This is a genomic window from Chitinophaga silvisoli, assembly GCF_003412465.1.
Classification (GTDB): Bacteria; Bacteroidota; Bacteroidia; order Chitinophagales; family Chitinophagaceae; genus Chitinophaga; species Chitinophaga silvisoli.
In genome coordinates, this window is record NZ_QTJV01000015.1 from 1 (window position 1) to 19,111 (window position 19,111).

Genomic DNA, 19,111 nt, shown 5'->3' on the forward strand with positions numbered 1-19,111 from the left:
CTTTTGGCCCTATACCACCGTTTTGACTGGCCCGGTATGCTCCGTTAAGGGTGGCCCAATGATCTCCGTTTTAGACAATAATAAATTTAAAGGTGCTAATGAGGAATTTTTGAAGGCTCATGAACATTATCGGCATGGGAGAAATAAGGAAGCATTAACTGAATGTCTTAAAGCATTTGAAAGTACTATGAAGATAATTTGCAAAGAGAAAGGATGGGAGTATGATCAACACGACCCAGCAAAAAAGTTAATAAAAATCTGTTTTCAAAACGAACTGGTACCTACGTTCACTCAGAACCAGTTTACCTCTCTTCAAAATCTCCTGGAAAGTGGTATTCCAACAATTAGAAATAAACTAGGTGGACATGGACAGGGGCCGATTCCGCAAAAAGTGGATGATGAAATGACTAGGTATGGTATGAACTTAACTGGGGCGAATATTATATTTTTAATAGAACAGAGCGGGGTTTGAGCTTCTTTAAGTAAATTTCCTATACCTCAGACTTCAATAGGTGTAAGTTGCCTACTCTGCATTGAATTTAAATTCTATCTGTGGAAAGAAAGCCCTTTTATGTTTATCAAATAACGGGCCTCTGCTTCGCACATTTTCAAAGAAAACGTATTCTATTAGCATCGGTTTAAATTTCGTTTTGCCATAATCACTTAGAGAATTGTATAGTAATACATATAATTCATAATCACTCATTTGGGCTTGAATTAAATCAATATATTTCTTTTTGTCTGTAATTTTGCTTTCATGGACGTATTTAAATATGTGGTATAAATGCCTGAAATAATGACCTAGCTCACCTTCTCTACCTTTAAATACAGACTTATATCGACCGTTAACTATTTGCTCTAATTCCAGAATGTCATCACTATCTCTTTTTACTTCAATATTATTCTCTGTAAATATATAGTTATGACCACCATCAAAATACCTATTTATTAACCTTCCAATATTAACCATGTAATCTTCACCATTCGCCTCAATACTATCATCTAAGAGAATATCTTGCCGAAACTCACCTTTTAGCGAGGTTAAAATTGCTCTCTGATTATTTAAAAGATTGAAAAATGTTGTTTCAAATTGTTGTAAAAGGGAGTTATCTACTTGATTTTTATAAGTCGCATAAATTAGAACTATAGAGAAAAAAGATATAATAGTACCCATAATTCCACCGGTGTAATCACCGAACGTACCCCAATTGGCTGTTAAATTTGAAATTTTTTCATGGCGAAAATTAATCCAATAGGCAAGAATTGTAATAATGCAAGCTAAAATGCAGATAGTTACCAAAATTTCGGCCCAATGCTTTTTTACAAAACTGATCAAACTATTAATAACTGTTTTCATTTACCATCCTTGAAATCATAAAATGCTGTTAATTTATCTTGGGTCTTAGGTTCCTTATTTCCTGCTTCTTTACTCTCAAGACGAATGATCTTTACTTCATAATATTGGTTGAATTTTATTAATATTAACCCCTCTTTTAGCAAATCGTCAAAGTAACCCTTACTTTCTGCTTTGTCATCAGCAATTGACTGAAAGGTATAATGTTTTGTTTTTAAATTTATTTCTAAAAATCTACCTATCATGTTGAATTCTGAGGAGTTTTGATATTCGAGTCTATTGATATTATCAATTATTTTAGGCGCAGATTTATAGTTGATAACTTGCTCAAGACGAGTCATTGAGGAATTATTCACCCATGCTAATTTGAACTCTAGCTTGAAGAGCTGGATGTTTTTTAGAAACTTTTCGTAATGAGTAATAACATCTTTGTTTATTAGATTAATATATTCTATAAGTGTAGAATACTCATAACTAGCTTGAATAAACTTTAAAAAGAAGTCGCAGTAATTATCAACTTCGGTCTTTTCACCGGGTAAAACGGATTGAGTGTTAATGGGTTTTAGTATAAGTTTAAAGGAACCTGGCATAAATCCAATTAATTCAAACATAGTATTAGACAAAACTTCATTCTTCAGTAACTTCTTCTTTTTGCCATGTTTTTCATTTGGTACTACATTATCGGATTTTAACTTATAGTAACTTTCTCCTAACCCATTTGAAATTTCGTTCATGTGATATATTAATGGAGAAAACGCTTCCAGATGCATTGTTCCATATCCAACAATTGAGGATTTGCTAAAAGACGCCTCTAATAAGCCCGAAGAGTTAACTGATAACATGCCTTCTATCAATGAATCCGAAGGTATTGGCTTAAAATTATATTTACTATCTGGTTTAGGTAAGTATGAAGCAGGTAGATCATTTATTTTAACTAATTGTATATTTTTATAATCGAGATTGTTATCTATGTCGATAGAATATAGGAATTCGTCTAATGTGCTTAATATTAATTCTTTGAGAGTGATTGATCTTTCAATATATGAATTGATAAATCTTTCATAAACTCTAAATACCAACCATCGGTTAAAGTTATCGTTATTATCTACCCAATAAAATAAATAGTTATCGCCGTATTTGTTTTTGAAATGGCTTAATAACGGCCCTTCATAATAAATTAGGTCACTGACCTTTCTTAATCCATTTAATGGAACCCCATCTGATATGATACCATTTAATTGTTCCATTATAATAAGCGTTTTAAGAAAGTAAAACAATTATGAGGATTAAAGGTAGCGAATTCGTAAAAATCATAATGTCCTTCATGATCGACGGTTGTCACTTGGCCATCTTCGGCATTTATAGTGCCTACTGATAAACTATCACCAATGTTTTTGTAAATATTTTGATGCGCTTCTATTAGATAGTTATATTTTGTAGAAGCGTTTTCTTCAGTAAGATAGCATGAAAGGCCACAAGCGGAACATTCTTCTACGGTATCTCTTAGCTTTCGTTTAGGACTAATAATCTTATTAGGAAGATGATTTATCTTTTTGGTATCCTCTTCAAATACAAATCTATAAGCCACTGTAATTAATGACGTAGCATCATCAGGAGGGCAGGAGCAGCCATTATTACTTACTTCTTTTAATAAGTCCCTGTATTTTAATTCGATCATAGGGGTAAGAACGTGAGGTTTAACGTGAAAGTTTTCAGTTATTAAGTTATGTGGTCCCTCAAAATATAGGTTAAATTTTTATGCTTTATTTTTAGTAGGTATTAGAAGCTCTCTAATGTCTACATCAATAGCTACTGCAATATCCCTGAGCAACTTTAATGTAGGCTGGAAGTCATTATTGCAAATGCGGGTAATTGCGCTAGGTGTCTTCCCTACCATTTCTGCCAAATCTTTGTGCTTAATGTCTTTCTCGGCGAGTACAGCTTTAATTCTATTTATTTTAAATTTTTCAGCCATAGCTATTAAATCTATCCAAATCTAGCCTAAAAAATACAAAATCTAAATTCCAAGTTATTATTAATCAATAAGTTTTAGGTATTAATATTTAATTCTGCGTATTAATTAATACGTAATACTTATTATTATTTAAGTTTTACTTATCTTTATATTGACTAAATTTTTTTTAATGAATTACACATCACCGTAAAAAGATTGACATAAGGATATTTTTAAGCGCGTTTGCTTTACTCTCGAACCCGAAATACTGCAACCTTTTGAAAGTTCACGAGAGAATGAGGTAAATCGCCTATACTTGCATCGCGGTGTAGGCGCTTTTATTTTCGTGAACTTGGGCGTTGCAGCCCTTCGGGTAACGGGTAAAAGCTAACCTACACCGTATTTATTTAGGTTAGCCAAGCAAATTCCCGCCTCTATTACTAATTCAAACATTCAACTCCCACTAAACCGTTACCCATGTTCAAATTATTCTTTCGCCGCCATTTGGTGCAGCAAAAGCTAAAAGCTGCATTCCTAAAACTCCATGCTGACCTCATTCAGGCTGAAGAACGCCATCGGAGAAGAACTGTAGAGGATTCTGAAGATTTATTTGTAGACTTAATTCTTCTAGCCCACTATGTCAAAGAAGAGATTAGTGATAGGATTGCCAATAATGACTGGGACACAATTAACCTGACAGTTCTTATCGCTCCTTATGGAAAAATGCCTATAGCTATGGCTGTGAGATTTACTCTTCTCCGAATTTATAAAATAGCCAAGGATATTGGCGTGCATGCTGAAATAGACCGTATACTTTCAATCAAATCACTATAATCACAATTGTATGGATCAAAATAACCATAACGGAGGGCCATTTGAAATGCAGCCCGTCTTAGCCTCTATTTATGAGACATTATTAAAGCTCCCCCTTCAATTTCGAGAGGATGTATGTAAGGAACTGGACTTTTCTATTCCGACTTATTACCGCACGATGAGGGAAAGTGATAAGGATAACAAAGGATTATCTAAATCATCAAGGATTGACCAGAAGAAAATTGAAATCGTAGTGTCTTTGGCCTACATGGAGCTGGTCAAAGCAGTTAACTATATCAAAGATAATTTTATGCAAGGAAGAGTATAATGAGCTTTTTTGAGGACAAATAGCTGATATATGATGGCTGGATTGTCTAGTCCGGCTATAAATTTTCGATAGTTCTTAATTAACACAACAACTTTAGATGAAATCCAGGATACGTAGACAAAGAAAATATGTTGTGCAGGTAATGAGGGTAATACAAGCCGAGCAAGACTATAGACTCATTTTTACTTTCCAAGGAATTGAAGCTAATGGAAACAGTATTTTTCCCCGCCTTCCAGGACTACAAAACGGAGATGAGTGTATGTATACCTTCAAATGCATTATATCTACGATGAAAGCAGGATATACGGTAAGCTATTGGTTACTGATGCGGAGTTAATTGAATGTATTCGATACCTATTAAGTACCATGAAAAGCAAATAAATTCCTTTTACCCAATAATGATTAATTGATAATGAGATTAACAATAGAAAATCAAGAAGTCGTTTTATATATTGATGAATCAGTAGCATACGGGGTTATGGTTGTAGATTTAGATAGTGTATATTCATTAGGGGATATGCCTCTAGCTCGCCATATAATTATGATTTGCCTTTTGTCTGGGAGAGACATTGATTTCCTTTATCGATTAGGTAAGATCATTCAATCAAAATTTCCGGCATCAATCCTTAGTATAGACTGGTTAATGACCTACTACTTCGTGGAATTCGAAGATTACATTTCCAATTAGCGGCCATTCAGCAAACATTGCAACCACCATCGACTCTAGTAGATGATATTGATTGGTTGCTTAATGAAAGGATTGATCTGTGGGAGATTAAGCAGCATAATCCTACTGTAAGAAAGTCAATTGCAGCAGTTGTAAGGGGCCGACTAGCTGAATTTGAAATTTTCTATCCTAGTACCCGATAGATTGATGAGAAAGGGAGATCATTTGACTGATGCTTTGGTAAAAGGGAGGGGCGATTGATGAGTGGCTTGCGAAAGACACTAGTGCTGATGAATCGATGTTTTTTACCCGCCTACTCCAAGCCCCTAAAAGAGTTAAAAGTTGGTTTTAACCCGCAAATTAATGATCCCAAAACCCGCAACCGCGAGTGATCATGTTTTGCAATTACTATTACTAGCAATCAGCCCCTTTTCATCGAAGGGGATTTGCATACAACATATGCCTAGACGTAGTAGCGTGCCGAAAATCCTTTATGATTTAGGGCTACGTATCTTACTCTCTTGTAGGAGACATCTATTTACAAACATACAAAAATATAAGCATATTTCCGTTTTTATCAGCATGTTAAATGATGAATAACATAACTTTAACTGTTTTTTCGTATTAAATTTTATAGAAGTTAAATAGGCGCAATTGAAGATTATAGGAGTGAAGTTGCTAATTTGGAATGATCGCTAAGATTGTCACAAATAATTATGAAGATTCTTCACAAGGCTTTGTGAGAAATTGTAGAATTATCATCATTTAAAATGATACTGACGAAGAAGGTATAGGTCGATTATTATTAACCTTTCCAGTATCTTATTCTTCAAGTATCTCCTTTCATAGACCCAGCCCCGACTCAATCCCCCACTTTATTGATTCCCCCCGGTATCCCCCCCTCTTTAAAATTTCAGATTCTCAAAGAAGAATGTATTTGCTTTTTGAGAGGTGGTCTGAAATCGTCTAAAAAGTGCATCTAATCACTGTTTTACAATTGATTAATGTATTACAGAATATAGCATTTTTGAATAAAATACTCGTCCATTTATATAGCTTTTCTAGTGTTTCAGTGTTACCTTTATATTAGATGCACAGGTAGGTTATAACCTACTTCGCCATCAGTAAAACAATATTATTGGTCAGGTTTTGGTCAGGAATCAATGAATCTTCATCTTATAACAGCAGCTATTTCAAGCAATCCTTTTCTGGTAAAAGGTTCTAGCGCAGCTCAGTTGGCTAGAGCGCTTGCATGGCATGCAAGAGGTCACCGGTTCGACTCCGGTATTCTCCACTAAAACGGGATTTTTGACTAAGTTCAGAAATCCCGTTTTTATTTTGATATCTCATCTATTTTTCTATTTTTGTCTCAAGTATATAAAAACCAAGATCTAAAGCACTTGTTATCCTGACCTTCATAACCATTTCTAACAAGACGTATAACCTGTGTTTCACTCTTTTATCTTCCCGGCCCATGCCTGGAATGCCCAATAGATTCCACACTCTTTTTGTTACAGGAAATTGATCATGTATTCATGGTCTATGTTATTGCTCTGCTGCGGTTATAGATATTGACGCATAGTGCTCATACACTATCGCGATAAGGCTGTGCTATGTCCAAAATCGCTTTTGTAACAATAACCTATAGCACCCATGACAATGTCAACTCAACAGCTGGTTAACCTTTTGCGACGCGGCGTTATTCCGCTTTCGCTGGTACTCACTGCCGGCCTTTGTACCCAGGCACGCGCTACAAACCGTACGCTGAAAAACAATTCCTGCTTTCAGGACACCAGTGCTCCCCGCATTACCGTCAAAGGCCGTGTAACAGATGGCCAGTCACCCTTACCCGGTGTCACCGTGCGTGAAAAGGGCACCAACAAAGGCGTAATCACCGATGGCGAAGGTGTCTTTACCATTACTGTAAAAAGTAATGCCACGCTGGAATTTTCCCAGGTAGGTCTTAATACTGTATACGAAGCAGTAGCCGGCCGTACATCCCTCAGTGTAACACTGGAAGCCGCCACAAAAGGCCTCAATGAAGTGGTAGTAACGGCACTGGGCATACGTCGGGAAGCAAAAACACTTACCTTCTCCGCACAGAAACTGGACGGCGCTAAACTCAATGAAGCCAGGGATGCCAACTTCGTCAACAGCCTTTCCGGTAAAGTAGCCGGTGTTGCCATCACCCAATCCGCATCCGGACCCGGTGGCGCTTCGCGCGTTGTACTCCGTGGTAACCGCTCTATACAGGGCAATAACAACGCCCTGTTTGTAGTAGATGGCGTGGCCATTGACAACTCCACCCCCGACCAGCTGGGTAGCGACTTTGGTGGTTACAATGGGAGTGATGGTGCTGCGAACATCAACCCTGATGATATCGAATCTGTCAATATCATGAAAGGCGCTGCTGCAGCCGCATTGTACGGTAGTCGTGCTGCCAACGGGGCCATCATCATCACAACCAAAAAAGGTAAATCAGGCAGTACTTCACTTGAATACAATGGTGGTGTAGCCGTAGAGAATCCGTTTGTCCTGCCTAAGTTTCAGAATACCTATGGACAGGGAAATGGTGGCGTATATGCTGCCAATGCCAGCGGTAGCTGGGGCTCAGATACTACTACCTATGCTGACAATGTGAAAAGTTTTTTCCGTAGCGCACTCACCCTCAATAATGCAGTGGCTGTAACCGGAGGAAATGAGAAAACGCAGGGCTATATTTCTTATGCTAATAACCGCATCGAAGGTATTGTCCCCGGCAATGATCTGAAAAGACATACAGTCAACCTGCGCCTGAATACCCAGTTATCCAAACGCTTCTCTACCGATGCTAAACTCACTTATGTAAACCAGGAGATCGACAATAAGCCCCGTGGTGGCGAAGAGAATGGCTTAATCATTGACCTGTACAAAGTGCCCCGCAGCGTAAGTGCAGATCAGTTGAAAAACTATGAAACCACCAATGCCAGTACAGGACAACCCGTGCCCCTGTACTGGATCCCTTCTTCATCTATCTATATGAACCCTTACTGGATGGCTAACCGTACATCTTACGATGAAACGCGCAACCGCATTATGGCCCTGGGTTCCGCCAGATACGAAATCACACCCTGGCTCAGCCTCCAGGGACGTTATACCCTGGATAGATACGCCGATAAGATCCTGAATACCTATAACAATGGAACACTGCTCTTCGCGCAGCCTGGCGGCTCTATGACCGTGGGTTTCAGAGATGTCACAGAGCGTAATGCGGATGTGCTCCTCTCCGGGCATAATAATCTCGGCAGGCAACTGACCATTACCTACAACCTGGGTGCCAGTGACCTGGTCAGAAAGAACAGCTATTCAGCAACTACTGCCAATGGTTTAAACATTGCTAATAAATTCGACCTGCTGTATGCAAGCGCCAGAAGTGTCACTACTTCTTCTGTAGACAGGGACCTGCAGTCAATATACGGAAGTGCGAATATCGCATTCAAAGACTACCTCTTCCTCGATGTGAGTGGTAGAAATGACTGGTCTTCCACACTGCCTAAGCCTTATTCCTTCTTCTATCCTTCAGTAGGCTTGTCCGCAATCATCTCTGATATTGCCACCCTTCCATCATGGGTTACTTTCGGTAAAGTACGTGCTTCTTATACGCGTGTAGGTAATGACGCGGATCCTTACTTATTATTACAAACCTATACTTATGAAGAAGGAGGCAGCAGTGGCTACATCCGCAGAGACGCTACCAAGGCAATCGGTGATCTGAAACCGGAACAAACTACTGCATGGGAAGCTGGCCTGGAATGGCGCTTCTTCAATAGCCGTATCGGCCTGGATGTGACCCTTTACAAAACCAACTCTGTCAATCAGCTCTTACGCCTGGCATTGGCCCCTGCATCAGGTTTTGATGATCAGTACATCAATGCCGGTAACATCCAGAACAAAGGAATAGAACTTACACTCAATGGTACACCCATCAAAAAAGAACATTTCCAGTGGGATGTAACACTGAACTATGCTGTCAATACCAACAAGGTGATCAGCCTGAGTCCCGATATTAAACAGGCTGTGCTGGGTGGTAACAGCTTTGGCCGTACAGCTACCCCTATCGTGAAGGAAGGAGGTGCTTATGGCGATCTTTATGCCACCCGTTGGGCTAGAGATGCGAATGGCAATTTCCTGGTGGATGATAATGGAAAACCTATTGGCACCTCCACTACAGCATACATTGGCAACTATAATCCAAAGTATACACTGGGTCTCACAAATACTTTCACTTATAAAAACTGGTCGCTCAGCTTCCTGATCGATGGAAAAGTGGGAGGTGTGATGACTTCAGGTACAGAAGCCACTATGGCCTTTGACGGCACCGCCGCTTACACCACAAAATATCGTGATGGTGCCTGGGTACTCCCTGCTGTCGTACAGTCGTCCAAAGAAGTCAATGAAAAAGCAATTGATGCAGAAAACTTCTGGACAACCGTATCAGGAGGCCGTTACAGCTGGGGTGAATTCTTTGTATACGATGCTACCAACTTCCGTATCAGGGAGCTCTCTCTTGGTTATCATTTCAGGCTGAAGCCCAATGGCATCTTCAAGGCAGCAAAAGTTTCATTCGTAGGCAGAAATGTATTGTTCCTGTATAGAGGATCCGCTAAGCTGGACATTCCCGGTATTGGCAAGCGTAAGATGAACTTTGACCCTGACGTGAATCTGGGTGCAGGTAATTTCCAGGGTATTGAGTTTGGTAACCTACCCACCACCCGCAGCCTTGGCCTGAACCTTAAGCTCTCATTCTAAAAATTGAATCCATGCAATTTCATCAATCACATATATTTCGCCTGCTGCTTGCCATAGTACTGCTGAGTGCCTGTACAAAAGACTTTGACAGCAAGAATATCAACCCGGTAAAGGTGGTGGAAATCACGCCGCAGGAACTACCTTTCCTCTTCTCAAAAGCAGAAGCAGCCGCTTCCTACACCGGTGGCGATTACCAGGTAGCGCAGAATCTCTTCGCAGATTTGTACGCCCAGTACTTTGCTACCACTGCCACTTACTTCCCCTCGGACAGGTACGTGATGCGCTTTGACTGGGTCAGGACCCACTGGACAAATCATTATACCCAAACAGTGCCCCAGCTGCAAACTATCTTTGCATATACAGACAAGGATTCTCCGGAACAGGCACTGGCTCATATCATCTGGGCCTTCGCCTTTCAAAGGTTGACAGACTACTACGGCCCTGTCCCTTATTTTCAGGCAGGTCAGCCCCTTACTTCTATCCCATACGATCCGCAGGATGAGATCTACGATGATCTTTTCAAACACCTGGATACCGCCGTTACAATCCTGGCTGCCAACACCAGTGCCAAGCCATTTGGCTCCTTTGACCTGATCTATGGCGGGGATGCCGCTAAATGGCTCAAATTTGCCAATACGCTGCGTTTACGACTTGCACTGAGAGTTTCTATGGTAGACCCTTCACGGGGCAAAACAGAAGCTGAAAAGGCCGTTGCTGCAGGAGTAATGACGACCACTGCTGACGATGCCCTCATGAAAAAATCAGCTACCGTCACTACTGATGGAAATGGCCTTTCTACCATTGCCGGCTGGAACGAGTTTCGCATGAGTGCTGCCATGGAATCCATGCTCAGGGGGTACAAAGACCCGCGCATGCCTGTCTATTTCCAGCCTGCCATCAAAACCGGCGAATACCATGGTGTACGCAACGGGCTCACTGCTGCTCAGCTGAATATCCAGCAGAACACCAACGACTACAATTCCAATGTAGGCACCCGCTGGATGGGCTGGAGTGCTGCTGATAATAAATGGGTGAATATTTATGGTACCTCCCAAAATATCCTGCATTGCGCAGAAGCCTACTTCCTGCGTGCAGAAGGTGCGCTGAATGGCTGGGATATGGGCGATGATGCCCGGCAGCTGTATGAAACCGGTATTGCCATGTCTATGAGACAATGGGGTATCACGGACGAAGCAGCTATAGCAGCATACGTAAGCAGTACCGACACTGCCATTGCTCCCGGAGACCAGCAGCATTCTCCTGCTGTTACCAAAGCACTCATCAAATGGGCGGCATCAGAAGAGCTACAGCGTGAGCAGATCGGCACACAGAAATGGCTGGCACTCTATCCGGATGGATTTGAAGCCTGGGCCGAGGTAAGGCGTAGTGGTTATCCTCACCTGTACGAGGTAGTGCAGATTGATAATGCAGATATTCCTGCTGGTACTGCCATACACCGCATTCCGTTTATAGAGCTGGAAAAACAAACCAATGGCGCTGCTGTGGAGAAAGCAACGACCTTGTTAAAAGGCCCTGACAATGCCTCAACATTGTTATGGTGGGATGTGAAGGAATAAAAAAAGGAGGTGTCTCATTACCTGAGACACCTCCTTTTATATCTTTTTACAAATCTTAGTAAGCCAGGCTATCTTTAGCTACTGCAGCCAGGTTTTTCAGCGGAGGCGCAAACTTAGTCAGGTCAATACCTTCCACAGCTGCTTTGTACTCTTCCATATTAGGAATTCTTCCCAATATCGCTGAAAGCACTACTACCGGTGTAGATGCCAGCAGAGACTCACCTTTCTTACGGTCAGAATCTTCTACCACTCTACCCTGGAACAGGCGGGTGGATGTCGCCATCACCGTATCACCTTTCGCCGCTTTTTCCTGGTTACCCATACACAGGTTACAACCCGGACGCTCCAGGTACATCATGTTCTCATATTCTGTACGTGCAGTGCCTTTCGGAGCCGCATCGTTGAATTCAAAGCCGGAATACTTCTGCAGGATTTCCCAGTCACCCTCTGCCTTCAGTTCATCAATGATGTTATAAGTAGGAGCGGCTACTACCAGTGGTGCATGGAACTCTACCTTACCCTGCTGTTTTTCCAGGTTCTTAAGCATCTGGGAAACGATTTTCAGGTCACCCTTGTGCACCATGCAGGATCCTACGAAACCAAGATCCACTTTCTTTGCATCACCATAGTAAGACAGGCCGCGGATAGTATCGTGGGTATATCTCTTGGAAACGTCGTCGTTGTTTACATCCGGATCCGCGATCATTGGTTCAACGATCACATCCAGGTCCACTACTACCTCAGCATAATATTTAGCATTCGCATCAGGAGCCAAAGCTGGTTTTTCACCTGACTTAATCTCCGCGATTCTCTTATCAGCCTTATTGATCAGTCCCTGCAGCACCTGTTTGCTGTTATCCATACCTTTTTCAATCATGATCTGGATCCTGCCTTTCGCAATTTCCAGTGATTTAATCAGGGTATCATCTTCAGAGATACAGATGGAGGCTTTCGCTTTCATTTCTGCAGTCCAGTCAGTGAAGGTGAATGCCTGGTCAGCAGGAAGTGTACCGATGTGTACTTCAATTACTCTACCCTGGAACACGTTCTCACCAGCGAATTTCTGGAGCATCTGTGCCTGTGTGGCATGTACTACATCGCGGAAGTCCATGTGCTCCTTCATCTGGCCTTTGAAGGTTACTTTCACTGATTCAGGGATTGGCATAGAAGCCTCACCTGTAGCCAGTGCCAGCGCAACGGTACCTGAGTCAGCACCAAATGCAACGCCTTTGGACATCCTTGTGTGAGAGTCACCGCCAATGATGATGGCCCACTCATCTATCGTAATATCATTCAGTACTTTGTGAATTACATCCGTCATGGAGTGATATTCGCCTTTCGGGTCACGTGCAGTGATCAAACCAAAATCATTCATGAACTTCATGAGTTTTGGAATGTTTGCCTGCGCTTTCTTATCCCATACAGATGCGGTATGACAACCAGACTGGTAAGCACCATCTACGATTGGAGAAATCGTGGTAGCTGCCATTGATTCCAGTTCCTGGGCAGTCATCAGACCAGTCGTATCCTGGGAACCTACAATGTTTACTTCTACGCGAACATCTGAACCGGCATGTAATACTTTACCTGGAGCGATACCCACTGCATTTTTGTTAAAGATCTTTTCTACTGCTGTCAGACCCTGACCTTCAACAGAAACTTCTTTAGGCAGTGCAAATACAGGAGTTGGCTCTATACCGAGGATCTTAGCCGCTACAGTCTGGATCTTTTTACCGAATACGATGGCATATGATCCGCCGGCCTTGATGAATTCCATTTTTTGAGGCGTGAGAGCCTTTGAAATGTCAATCAGTTCTTTATCGCCATTGTAGAGCTTTTTCGTTTTTGTGTTGATTGTCAGCACGGTGCCGGTAGCTACGGAGTATACTTCCTCCAGGATATGTTCACCCTGTTCGTTACGAACGAGTTTACCATTTTCGTCCAGCTTCTTCACCCAGTTTTTCAGGTCAATACCAATACCACCAGTTACATCAACTGTAGTGAGGAAGATAGGAGAGATCCCGTTTGTACCACCTACAATCGGTGCAATATTTACGAATGGTACATAAGGACTTGCCTGTTTACCTGTCCAGAGAGCCACGTTATTTACGCCGGACATTCTGGATGAACCTACACCCATGGTACCTTTATCAGCAATCAGCATCACACTCTTGTCAGGGTGTTGTGCCTGCAGGGCTCTGATTTCAGCCTGTGCCTGGGGAGTGATCATGCATAAACCATGCAGCTCACGGTCAGACCTGGAGTGTGCCTGATTACCAGGAGAGAGTAAGTCAGTAGAAATATCACCTTCACCGGCAATGAAAGTTACTATCTTGATTTCTTCCGGTACATCAGCAAGCTTAGTGAAGAATTCCGCCTTAGCGTAACTTTCAAGAATCTCCCTGGCAATGGGATTTTCATTTTTGAATGCTTCTTTCAGACGGTCAGTGTCCGCATCGTAAAGGAAAACCTGTGTTTTCAGCACTTCTGCAGCATCTTTAGCAATAGCAGCATCAGCTCCCAACGCCAGATCCAGCAACACTTCAATAGAAGGACCACCCTTCATATGAGACAACAGTTCAAAAGCAAAAGCAGGAGTAATCTCTTCTACTTTAGATGTACCCAGGATGATTTCCTTTAAAAATTGAGCTTTCACCCCAGCTGCGCTGGTAGTCCCCGGCAACACGTTATAAATGAAGAAATTTAGGGAATCCTTTCTGTTTACATTTCCGAGATCTTTAATTTGTGCGATGATTTCACTTAGTAATTCGGCTCCATCAATCGGCTTCGGATGTAGTCCCAGACCTTTTCTTTCTTCTATCTCCCTGAGATATTCATTATAACGACTCATAACAATTTTCTTTTTAAATGCGAGGCACAAAGGTAACTAATGTCAATAATATTACACAGTGCTGATGAGAAGATAACACGTTAGTGCAGGGCAAAAAAGATCCCGTTATCGATTTTTCATTTCGATAACCAATTGATTTGAGCTGGTTTATCTATTAAATACTTAAACGGTTTGTTTCCGCTGCGAGTGCTTCAAATAAATCACACAAATTACGCCCAGCGCTATCATCACTCCCAGACCTGCCGCTGTAAATGCCTCCAGGTAAGGTCTTACCGCCGCCATCACCTCAAAAAAGCTGTTTTCAGGATGGTCTACTGTAAGAATGCCTTTTACCAGGCCTGCAATTATCAAAGACACCCAGAATATTCCCAGACTTAACGTATTGACTCTTATTGATATCTGTAACCATTTACGGGTGCGGTCTGCCAGGTTGTCTACATCCAGTATATACCCGAAAGCCGCCAGCAGCAACATGGTATTGATCCCAATGGTAGTTCCCATCGCATGGGCCACCGTAATATGTGTACCATGGGTATAACGATTGATGGCAGGAATACTCATCATCAATGCCAGCAGCAGATTGGCTGCTACCCATAATTCAGCAGCGCTTATAAAGCGGTAAACCACCAGGTGCCTGAATTTTCGGGCGGCTGTTAGCGTATGCCTGAAATCCCTGATTATGAGGATGATAATCACCCATTCAGTCATACTCACCCCATATGCTACTCCACGCATCCAGTTGCTGTTAGGCACGTTGTATACATGATGCCCCCAGTTGAACATCAGGTTAAATAAGCCCAGGAAGAACAGGAACCAGGGCTTTTTTTGCCGGGCCAGGCCAGCATTGCCACTGATTGCTACCAGCAGGTATACTGACAGCCCGTTGATCATCTGGTTCCAGGCCCCCACCATCGAGCCATTCGCTTTCCATTGTATAGTTACTTCTCTTAAAAAGGATTGCCTGAACCAGGGTATGTGCCAGAGGTTTTGCTCCAGGAAAGTGATCAGGAAAAACAGGATCCCCGTTGTCCACATCCAGTAATAAACAGGTGCACCCTTGGGCAGGCGCTTCATGAACACCGCCATGAAAAACAGCCATGCTGCCAGCAGTGGCAAATTCAGGTAAGCAGGGAACTCCCAGTATTCCCGGCCGCCGTAGTTCTGAAAACCGTAGTTGACAAAAATTACCACAATGGTCAGCATCCATAACACCATGAAAGCCTTACTCTGCCTTCCGCTAAAATAACTGACGCAGCAGGCGGCTCCTGTAATAATCCAGAACAATGCAGCAGATGCATGCACCGGCCGCAATTCATGAAAAGGTAGGATCGTATTAAAGTTGGCAGGGAATAAAAATGCAAAAGACGCAAGCACACCTGCGATAACGGTCAGCAGCAGCAGCGCCAGCGCAAACCGGATAAATAATCGTTGTAAGTCCATCATAGATTCTAAAAAATATAGGTTCCTGTCCAGTGTACTGATTCCTTGCCTACACGGCTTTTGCCGCTTTTGTCCACCCATCGTAGAAACGATACCAGGGAGTTCATTTCCTCCTCAGTCAGGTGCAGGTCAGGCATTTTGTCAGTACCATTTTTCATAAAAGCCTTCATGTAAGCATCGCTCCCCCTGGTGGGATCAGAAGCGATATTAGTGAGGTCGGGCCCCATATACCCGCCAAGACCATAGAGCTGGTGACAGGTGTGGCAATTTTTGTTCTGCCATACCTGCCATCCGGAGAGGACGCTGGCCGTTGGCTGAACAGGTGTCTTTTCAGAACTGCTGTAGATGTAAACGTAAAACGAATAGATAAAAAATAAGATTGTTAGTGTAACCCAAAGTTTAAACTTCATTTATAGGGATTTCACCCAAAATTACACCATGCCTTTTGCTCCAATTATGATCTGCATCAGGCACAAATAAAAAGGTTGTATCAAAAGTAAATTGAAGTGATTGAGTATTTCTTTTTGATACAACCTTTTTTATCTTATAACTGCTGTCTGGTTCCAGCCTTATAATACAACTCGGCCAGTTTCTTTTGATAGCCCGATATGATACTCTCGCGCTTAATCTTCATATCTATCAGCTTCGTCTCCCTGCTATTGATCAGGAACAGGGTACTTTCTCCCAGGTCAAACTTCTGTAGTTCGCCCGCCAGCAATGCCTGCTGGTTGTTAATACTCTGAATCTGTACCGCAAGCTGTGACTGATAAGCCGTCAGACTATTGAAAGAAGCGGTGATATTATTGTTAATCTCACGCCCCGATTGCATCAGGTCATAGGTGACCTGCTGCTGCTTGAACCTTACCTGTTTCAGCTTTCCTCGTTCTGCACGCAGGAAGATCGGGAAGGCGAAATCAACACCTATCTTGTAATTGTTCCAGTTGAAGTCATAATAGTCGGGTACATAAGAACCAAAATCAGTACGTCTGCTCAGCAAGGCACCACTGATATTCACCTTCGGCTTTAGTTTCTCCTGTGCAAAACGACGTTCCACATCCAGCTGTTCGCCCTTCGCCCTTAGCTTTACCAGCTCCGGATGCATATCTGCCAGTCCTAACAAAGAGTCCAGCAATACCCTGTCCGGAATCTGCAGTTGCTGACTGGCCTCCTGTGGAATCGCATCCTGGGGCAATTCCAGGGGTGTTCCTTTCTCATTCCATAAATGATTAGAGAGTACCAGCATTGCATTCTTTACTTCTATCTCACTCTTTGCCAGCTGGATCTCCCTGTCCTGCACAGTGATGCTTGCCTCGATGGTATCCAGGCCCGGTTTATCTCCCAGCAATGCCTGGTTGGTCAGTGCCCTGAAGCGTTTTGCTGCAAGTTCCAAACCTTCTTTGATCAGGGTGTATTCCCTGTAGGCGTAGTACCAGTTCCAGTAATCTTTGACCGCGCCAAACCATACACTGTTGATCTGTTTTACCTTGTCTGCTTCCGCGTAGTTCAGCATAGCTTTCGCCTGCCAGAGGGTACTACGTCTCGCATCAATCAGTAAGCCGGCACCCAATGGAATGTTCAGCCCTACTGCCATAAGACCCGCATCAGTAGTATGAGTTTCGGGGTTGGTATACGTCCCTACATTACGGTCATATCCTACTTTCAAATCAGCACCTGCTATATAGAGGGGTACCTTCAGTTCATTATGCCAGTTATTATAATATTCCGTGTGACCAAATAATTTACGTCCGAATGCGGACTTCAATGTCGGGTCAAATTCTCCTTTTGATTGCAGTACGCTGGCTTTTGCCGCATCGCTCAGCAAGGAAGCCTGCTTCACCACGGGATGATGCAGGAAGACGATATCTTCCAGGTCCTCCAGCGAAAAGATCCTTGCTGTATCAATGGATTGCGCATGGATAGCAGACCACGAAAACAGCAGCAGACCGGCAATCAAATAATAGCTTAGTTTCTTCATCATCATTTCTTACTATTTGATTCCTTTGTAGAAGGCTCTTTTTCCAGGCTGGGCGGGAAGCCGTTCAACTGTCTCCAGATCTCATACCACAGCGGTACAGACCTGAGAATAATACGCCCATATACACCAGAACCCTGCCTGAGTTGCACCGGCCAGGCTTCATCATTTTCAGGCACCGGGGTAGTTGGTTTTATCAGCAGGCGATATTTACCCCCATTGCTGCTTACCCTGTCAATCGCCCATACCTTACCGGCAAAGGTGCCCACTGCTACAGACGGCCAGCCGGAGAACTGTACGGAAGGCCATCCTTCAAACTGTAAACGTACATCACTTGTATCCAGGATCAGCGGTACATCCATTGCATTCACATACAGTTCCGCCGCTACCTGTGGATGCAGTGGTTGTAAGGTGGCAATGGATTCTCCTTCCTTGATGTTCTCGCCAATACCTGCTTTCAGCGTCTTTACCACATACCCGTCCTGCGGGGCACGTACTACGTATAGGCCACGGCGTATACTGATATTTGAAATGTCATTCCGCAGTTTGGCAATGTCTCCTTTTACGCTGGCCCGGCTGGATATGGCAGAACTCATGTCTGACTGCGCCTTGGCCAGTGATTCCTGGTACTTAGCCCTGATATTATCCAGGTCGATCAGTGCATTCAGCAAAGCCTGTTTGGAGGTATTCAGTTTATTCTGTTGCCCGATTACCTTGGCATTGTCTTCCTGCAGTTTCAAGCGGCGGGTTTCAATGTCCGTCAGTGAGAACAGCCCGTTTTTATAACCTGATTCGTAACGCGCCAGGCGTGCCTTCGATGTTTCATAATAGTTCTGTACAGCTACCAGGTCAGCACTGTCACTCCTTACATAGTTTTCGGACTGACGTACTTTGTTTTCTGCGGCAGACAACTGGTACTGCAGGCCACGTTTCATGGCTTCAATCTGTGCCGTCGTTGCTTCCATCTTCTGTACAGCAGCGCTTTCACTGTTCCGCTTTGCTTCCAGCTGTTCTTCCAGTCTCATTGGCAATTCCGGATCAAAGTACGATTGGCTGGTTTCAGAAATCACCAGGATGGTATCACCTTTTTTTACTTCCTGCCCTTCACGCACCGCCCAGTGCTCTATACGACCACCGATCTGGTTTTGCACCGTCTGCGGCCGGTCTTCAGGAGTGAGTGCCGTAACAGTTCCCCTGCCCGGAATCGTCTGTCGCCAGGGCATTAAGAGGATGATAAAGAATATAACGAGGCAGATGCTGATGATCTTGCCCAGTGTACGGGAGCCATTGACTTTAATGAGTTCAGCCTGTGACTGACCCGTTAACGACTCCATATGCTTATGATGGGATTTATTGTGTGTTAAATG

Annotated in this window: 14 protein-coding genes and 1 tRNA gene; 6 read left to right on the forward strand and 9 right to left on the reverse strand. The window is 42.9% G+C overall.

What is annotated here, in order from left to right:
• Positions 1-472, forward strand: a 472-nt coding sequence (locus DXN04_RS34965; protein WP_199415166.1) for an STM4504/CBY_0614 family protein, incomplete at its 5' end; no start/stop codon positions are given.
• Between the two features lie 51 nt (positions 473-523).
• Here DXN04_RS34965 and DXN04_RS29280 read toward each other — a convergent pair.
• From DXN04_RS29280 to DXN04_RS29295, 4 genes are all read right to left on the reverse strand, one after another.
• Positions 524-1,357 (reverse strand): putative phage abortive infection protein, encoded by an 834-nt coding sequence (locus tag DXN04_RS29280; RefSeq protein WP_116856979.1) that lies wholly within the window; start codon positions 1,355-1,357, stop codon positions 524-526.
• Positions 1,354-2,601 (reverse strand): DUF6575 domain-containing protein, encoded by a 1,248-nt coding sequence (locus DXN04_RS29285; protein WP_116856980.1) that lies wholly within the window; start codon positions 2,599-2,601, stop codon positions 1,354-1,356. The genes DXN04_RS29280 and DXN04_RS29285 overlap by 4 nt, the downstream gene beginning before the upstream one ends.
• Positions 2,601-3,032 carry a hypothetical protein gene (locus DXN04_RS29290; protein ID WP_116856981.1) on the reverse strand — a complete coding sequence of 144 codons (432 nt, stop codon included), beginning with the start codon at positions 3,030-3,032 and terminating at the stop codon, positions 2,601-2,603. Before DXN04_RS29290 ends, DXN04_RS29285 begins: the two co-directional genes overlap by 1 nt.
• A 78-nt stretch (positions 3,033-3,110) precedes the next feature.
• Positions 3,111-3,329, reverse strand: coding sequence for a helix-turn-helix transcriptional regulator (locus DXN04_RS29295; RefSeq protein WP_116856982.1), 219 nt, complete (start codon positions 3,327-3,329; stop codon positions 3,111-3,113).
• A gap of 456 nt (positions 3,330-3,785) precedes the next feature.
• Here DXN04_RS29295 and DXN04_RS29300 point away from each other — a divergent pair, with 456 nt between their 5' ends.
• The 5 genes from DXN04_RS29300 (at position 3,786) to DXN04_RS29330 (ending at position 11,481) form a co-directional block, all read left to right on the forward strand.
• Positions 3,786-4,142: a hypothetical protein gene (locus DXN04_RS29300; RefSeq protein WP_116856983.1), complete on the forward strand. Its 357-nt coding sequence runs from the start codon at positions 3,786-3,788 to the stop codon at positions 4,140-4,142.
• A gap of 10 nt (positions 4,143-4,152) precedes the next feature.
• Positions 4,153-4,449, forward strand: a complete 297-nt coding sequence (locus DXN04_RS29305) for a hypothetical protein (RefSeq protein WP_116856984.1) — start codon at positions 4,153-4,155, stop codon at positions 4,447-4,449.
• A gap of 1,895 nt (positions 4,450-6,344) precedes the next feature.
• A tRNA-Ala gene (locus DXN04_RS29320) sits at positions 6,345-6,410 on the forward strand.
• A gap of 359 nt (positions 6,411-6,769) precedes the next feature.
• Positions 6,770-9,904 (forward strand): SusC/RagA family TonB-linked outer membrane protein, encoded by a 3,135-nt coding sequence (locus tag DXN04_RS29325; RefSeq protein ID WP_199415167.1) that lies wholly within the window; start codon positions 6,770-6,772, stop codon positions 9,902-9,904.
• 11 nt (positions 9,905-9,915) lie between these two features.
• On the forward strand, positions 9,916-11,481 hold the full coding sequence (locus DXN04_RS29330) for a SusD/RagB family nutrient-binding outer membrane lipoprotein (protein WP_116856988.1): 1,566 nt from the start codon (positions 9,916-9,918) through the stop codon (positions 11,479-11,481).
• Between the two features lie 55 nt (positions 11,482-11,536).
• On the opposite strand, the gene DXN04_RS29335 is transcribed toward DXN04_RS29330, so the two are convergent.
• From DXN04_RS29335 to DXN04_RS29355, 5 genes are all read right to left on the reverse strand, one after another.
• On the reverse strand, positions 11,537-14,332 hold the full coding sequence (locus tag DXN04_RS29335) for a bifunctional aconitate hydratase 2/2-methylisocitrate dehydratase (protein ID WP_116856989.1): 2,796 nt from the start codon (positions 14,330-14,332) through the stop codon (positions 11,537-11,539).
• A gap of 162 nt (positions 14,333-14,494) precedes the next feature.
• Positions 14,495-15,775 carry a cbb3-type cytochrome c oxidase subunit I gene (locus tag DXN04_RS29340; protein WP_116856990.1) on the reverse strand — a complete coding sequence of 427 codons (1,281 nt, stop codon included), beginning with the start codon at positions 15,773-15,775 and terminating at the stop codon, positions 14,495-14,497.
• 5 nt (positions 15,776-15,780) lie between these two features.
• Positions 15,781-16,182 (reverse strand): c-type cytochrome, encoded by a 402-nt coding sequence (locus tag DXN04_RS29345; RefSeq protein WP_116856991.1) that lies wholly within the window; start codon positions 16,180-16,182, stop codon positions 15,781-15,783.
• Positions 16,183-16,316: 134 nt separating this feature from the next.
• Positions 16,317-17,753, reverse strand: coding sequence for a TolC family protein (locus DXN04_RS29350; protein WP_233525715.1), 1,437 nt, complete (start codon positions 17,751-17,753; stop codon positions 16,317-16,319).
• The gene (locus tag DXN04_RS29355; RefSeq protein WP_233525716.1) at positions 17,750-19,078 is read right to left on the reverse strand and encodes an HlyD family secretion protein; all 1,329 of its coding nucleotides are present in this window, start codon (positions 19,076-19,078) and stop codon (positions 17,750-17,752) included. The genes DXN04_RS29350 and DXN04_RS29355 overlap by 4 nt, the downstream gene beginning before the upstream one ends.
• Between the last annotated feature and the right edge of the window lie 33 nt (positions 19,079-19,111).

What these genes read in the sequence shown, in the direction of transcription:
- DXN04_RS29340 (WP_116856990.1), bottom strand. Translation starts at nt 15,775, where the DNA reads ATGATGGACTTACAACGATTATTTATCCGGTTTGCGCTGGCGCTGCTG.
- DXN04_RS29345 (WP_116856991.1), bottom strand. Translation starts at nt 16,182, where the DNA reads ATGAAGTTTAAACTTTGGGTTACACTAACAATCTTATTTTTTATCTAT.
- DXN04_RS29335 (WP_116856989.1), bottom strand. Translation starts at nt 14,332, where the DNA reads ATGAGTCGTTATAATGAATATCTCAGGGAGATAGAAGAAAGAAAAGGT.
- DXN04_RS29295 (WP_116856982.1), bottom strand. Translation starts at nt 3,329, where the DNA reads ATGGCTGAAAAATTTAAAATAAATAGAATTAAAGCTGTACTCGCCGAG.
- DXN04_RS29325 (WP_199415167.1), top strand. Translation starts at nt 6,770, where the DNA reads ATGACAATGTCAACTCAACAGCTGGTTAACCTTTTGCGACGCGGCGTT.
- DXN04_RS29300 (WP_116856983.1), top strand. Translation starts at nt 3,786, where the DNA reads ATGTTCAAATTATTCTTTCGCCGCCATTTGGTGCAGCAAAAGCTAAAA.
- DXN04_RS29355 (WP_233525716.1), bottom strand. Translation starts at nt 19,078, where the DNA reads ATGGAGTCGTTAACGGGTCAGTCACAGGCTGAACTCATTAAAGTCAAT.
- DXN04_RS29285 (WP_116856980.1), bottom strand. Translation starts at nt 2,601, where the DNA reads ATGGAACAATTAAATGGTATCATATCAGATGGGGTTCCATTAAATGGA.
- DXN04_RS29330 (WP_116856988.1), top strand. Translation starts at nt 9,916, where the DNA reads ATGCAATTTCATCAATCACATATATTTCGCCTGCTGCTTGCCATAGTA.
- DXN04_RS29290 (WP_116856981.1), bottom strand. Translation starts at nt 3,032, where the DNA reads ATGATCGAATTAAAATACAGGGACTTATTAAAAGAAGTAAGTAATAAT.
- DXN04_RS29350 (WP_233525715.1), bottom strand. Translation starts at nt 17,753, where the DNA reads ATGATGATGAAGAAACTAAGCTATTATTTGATTGCCGGTCTGCTGCTG.
- DXN04_RS29305 (WP_116856984.1), top strand. Translation starts at nt 4,153, where the DNA reads ATGGATCAAAATAACCATAACGGAGGGCCATTTGAAATGCAGCCCGTC.
- DXN04_RS29280 (WP_116856979.1), bottom strand. Translation starts at nt 1,357, where the DNA reads ATGAAAACAGTTATTAATAGTTTGATCAGTTTTGTAAAAAAGCATTGG.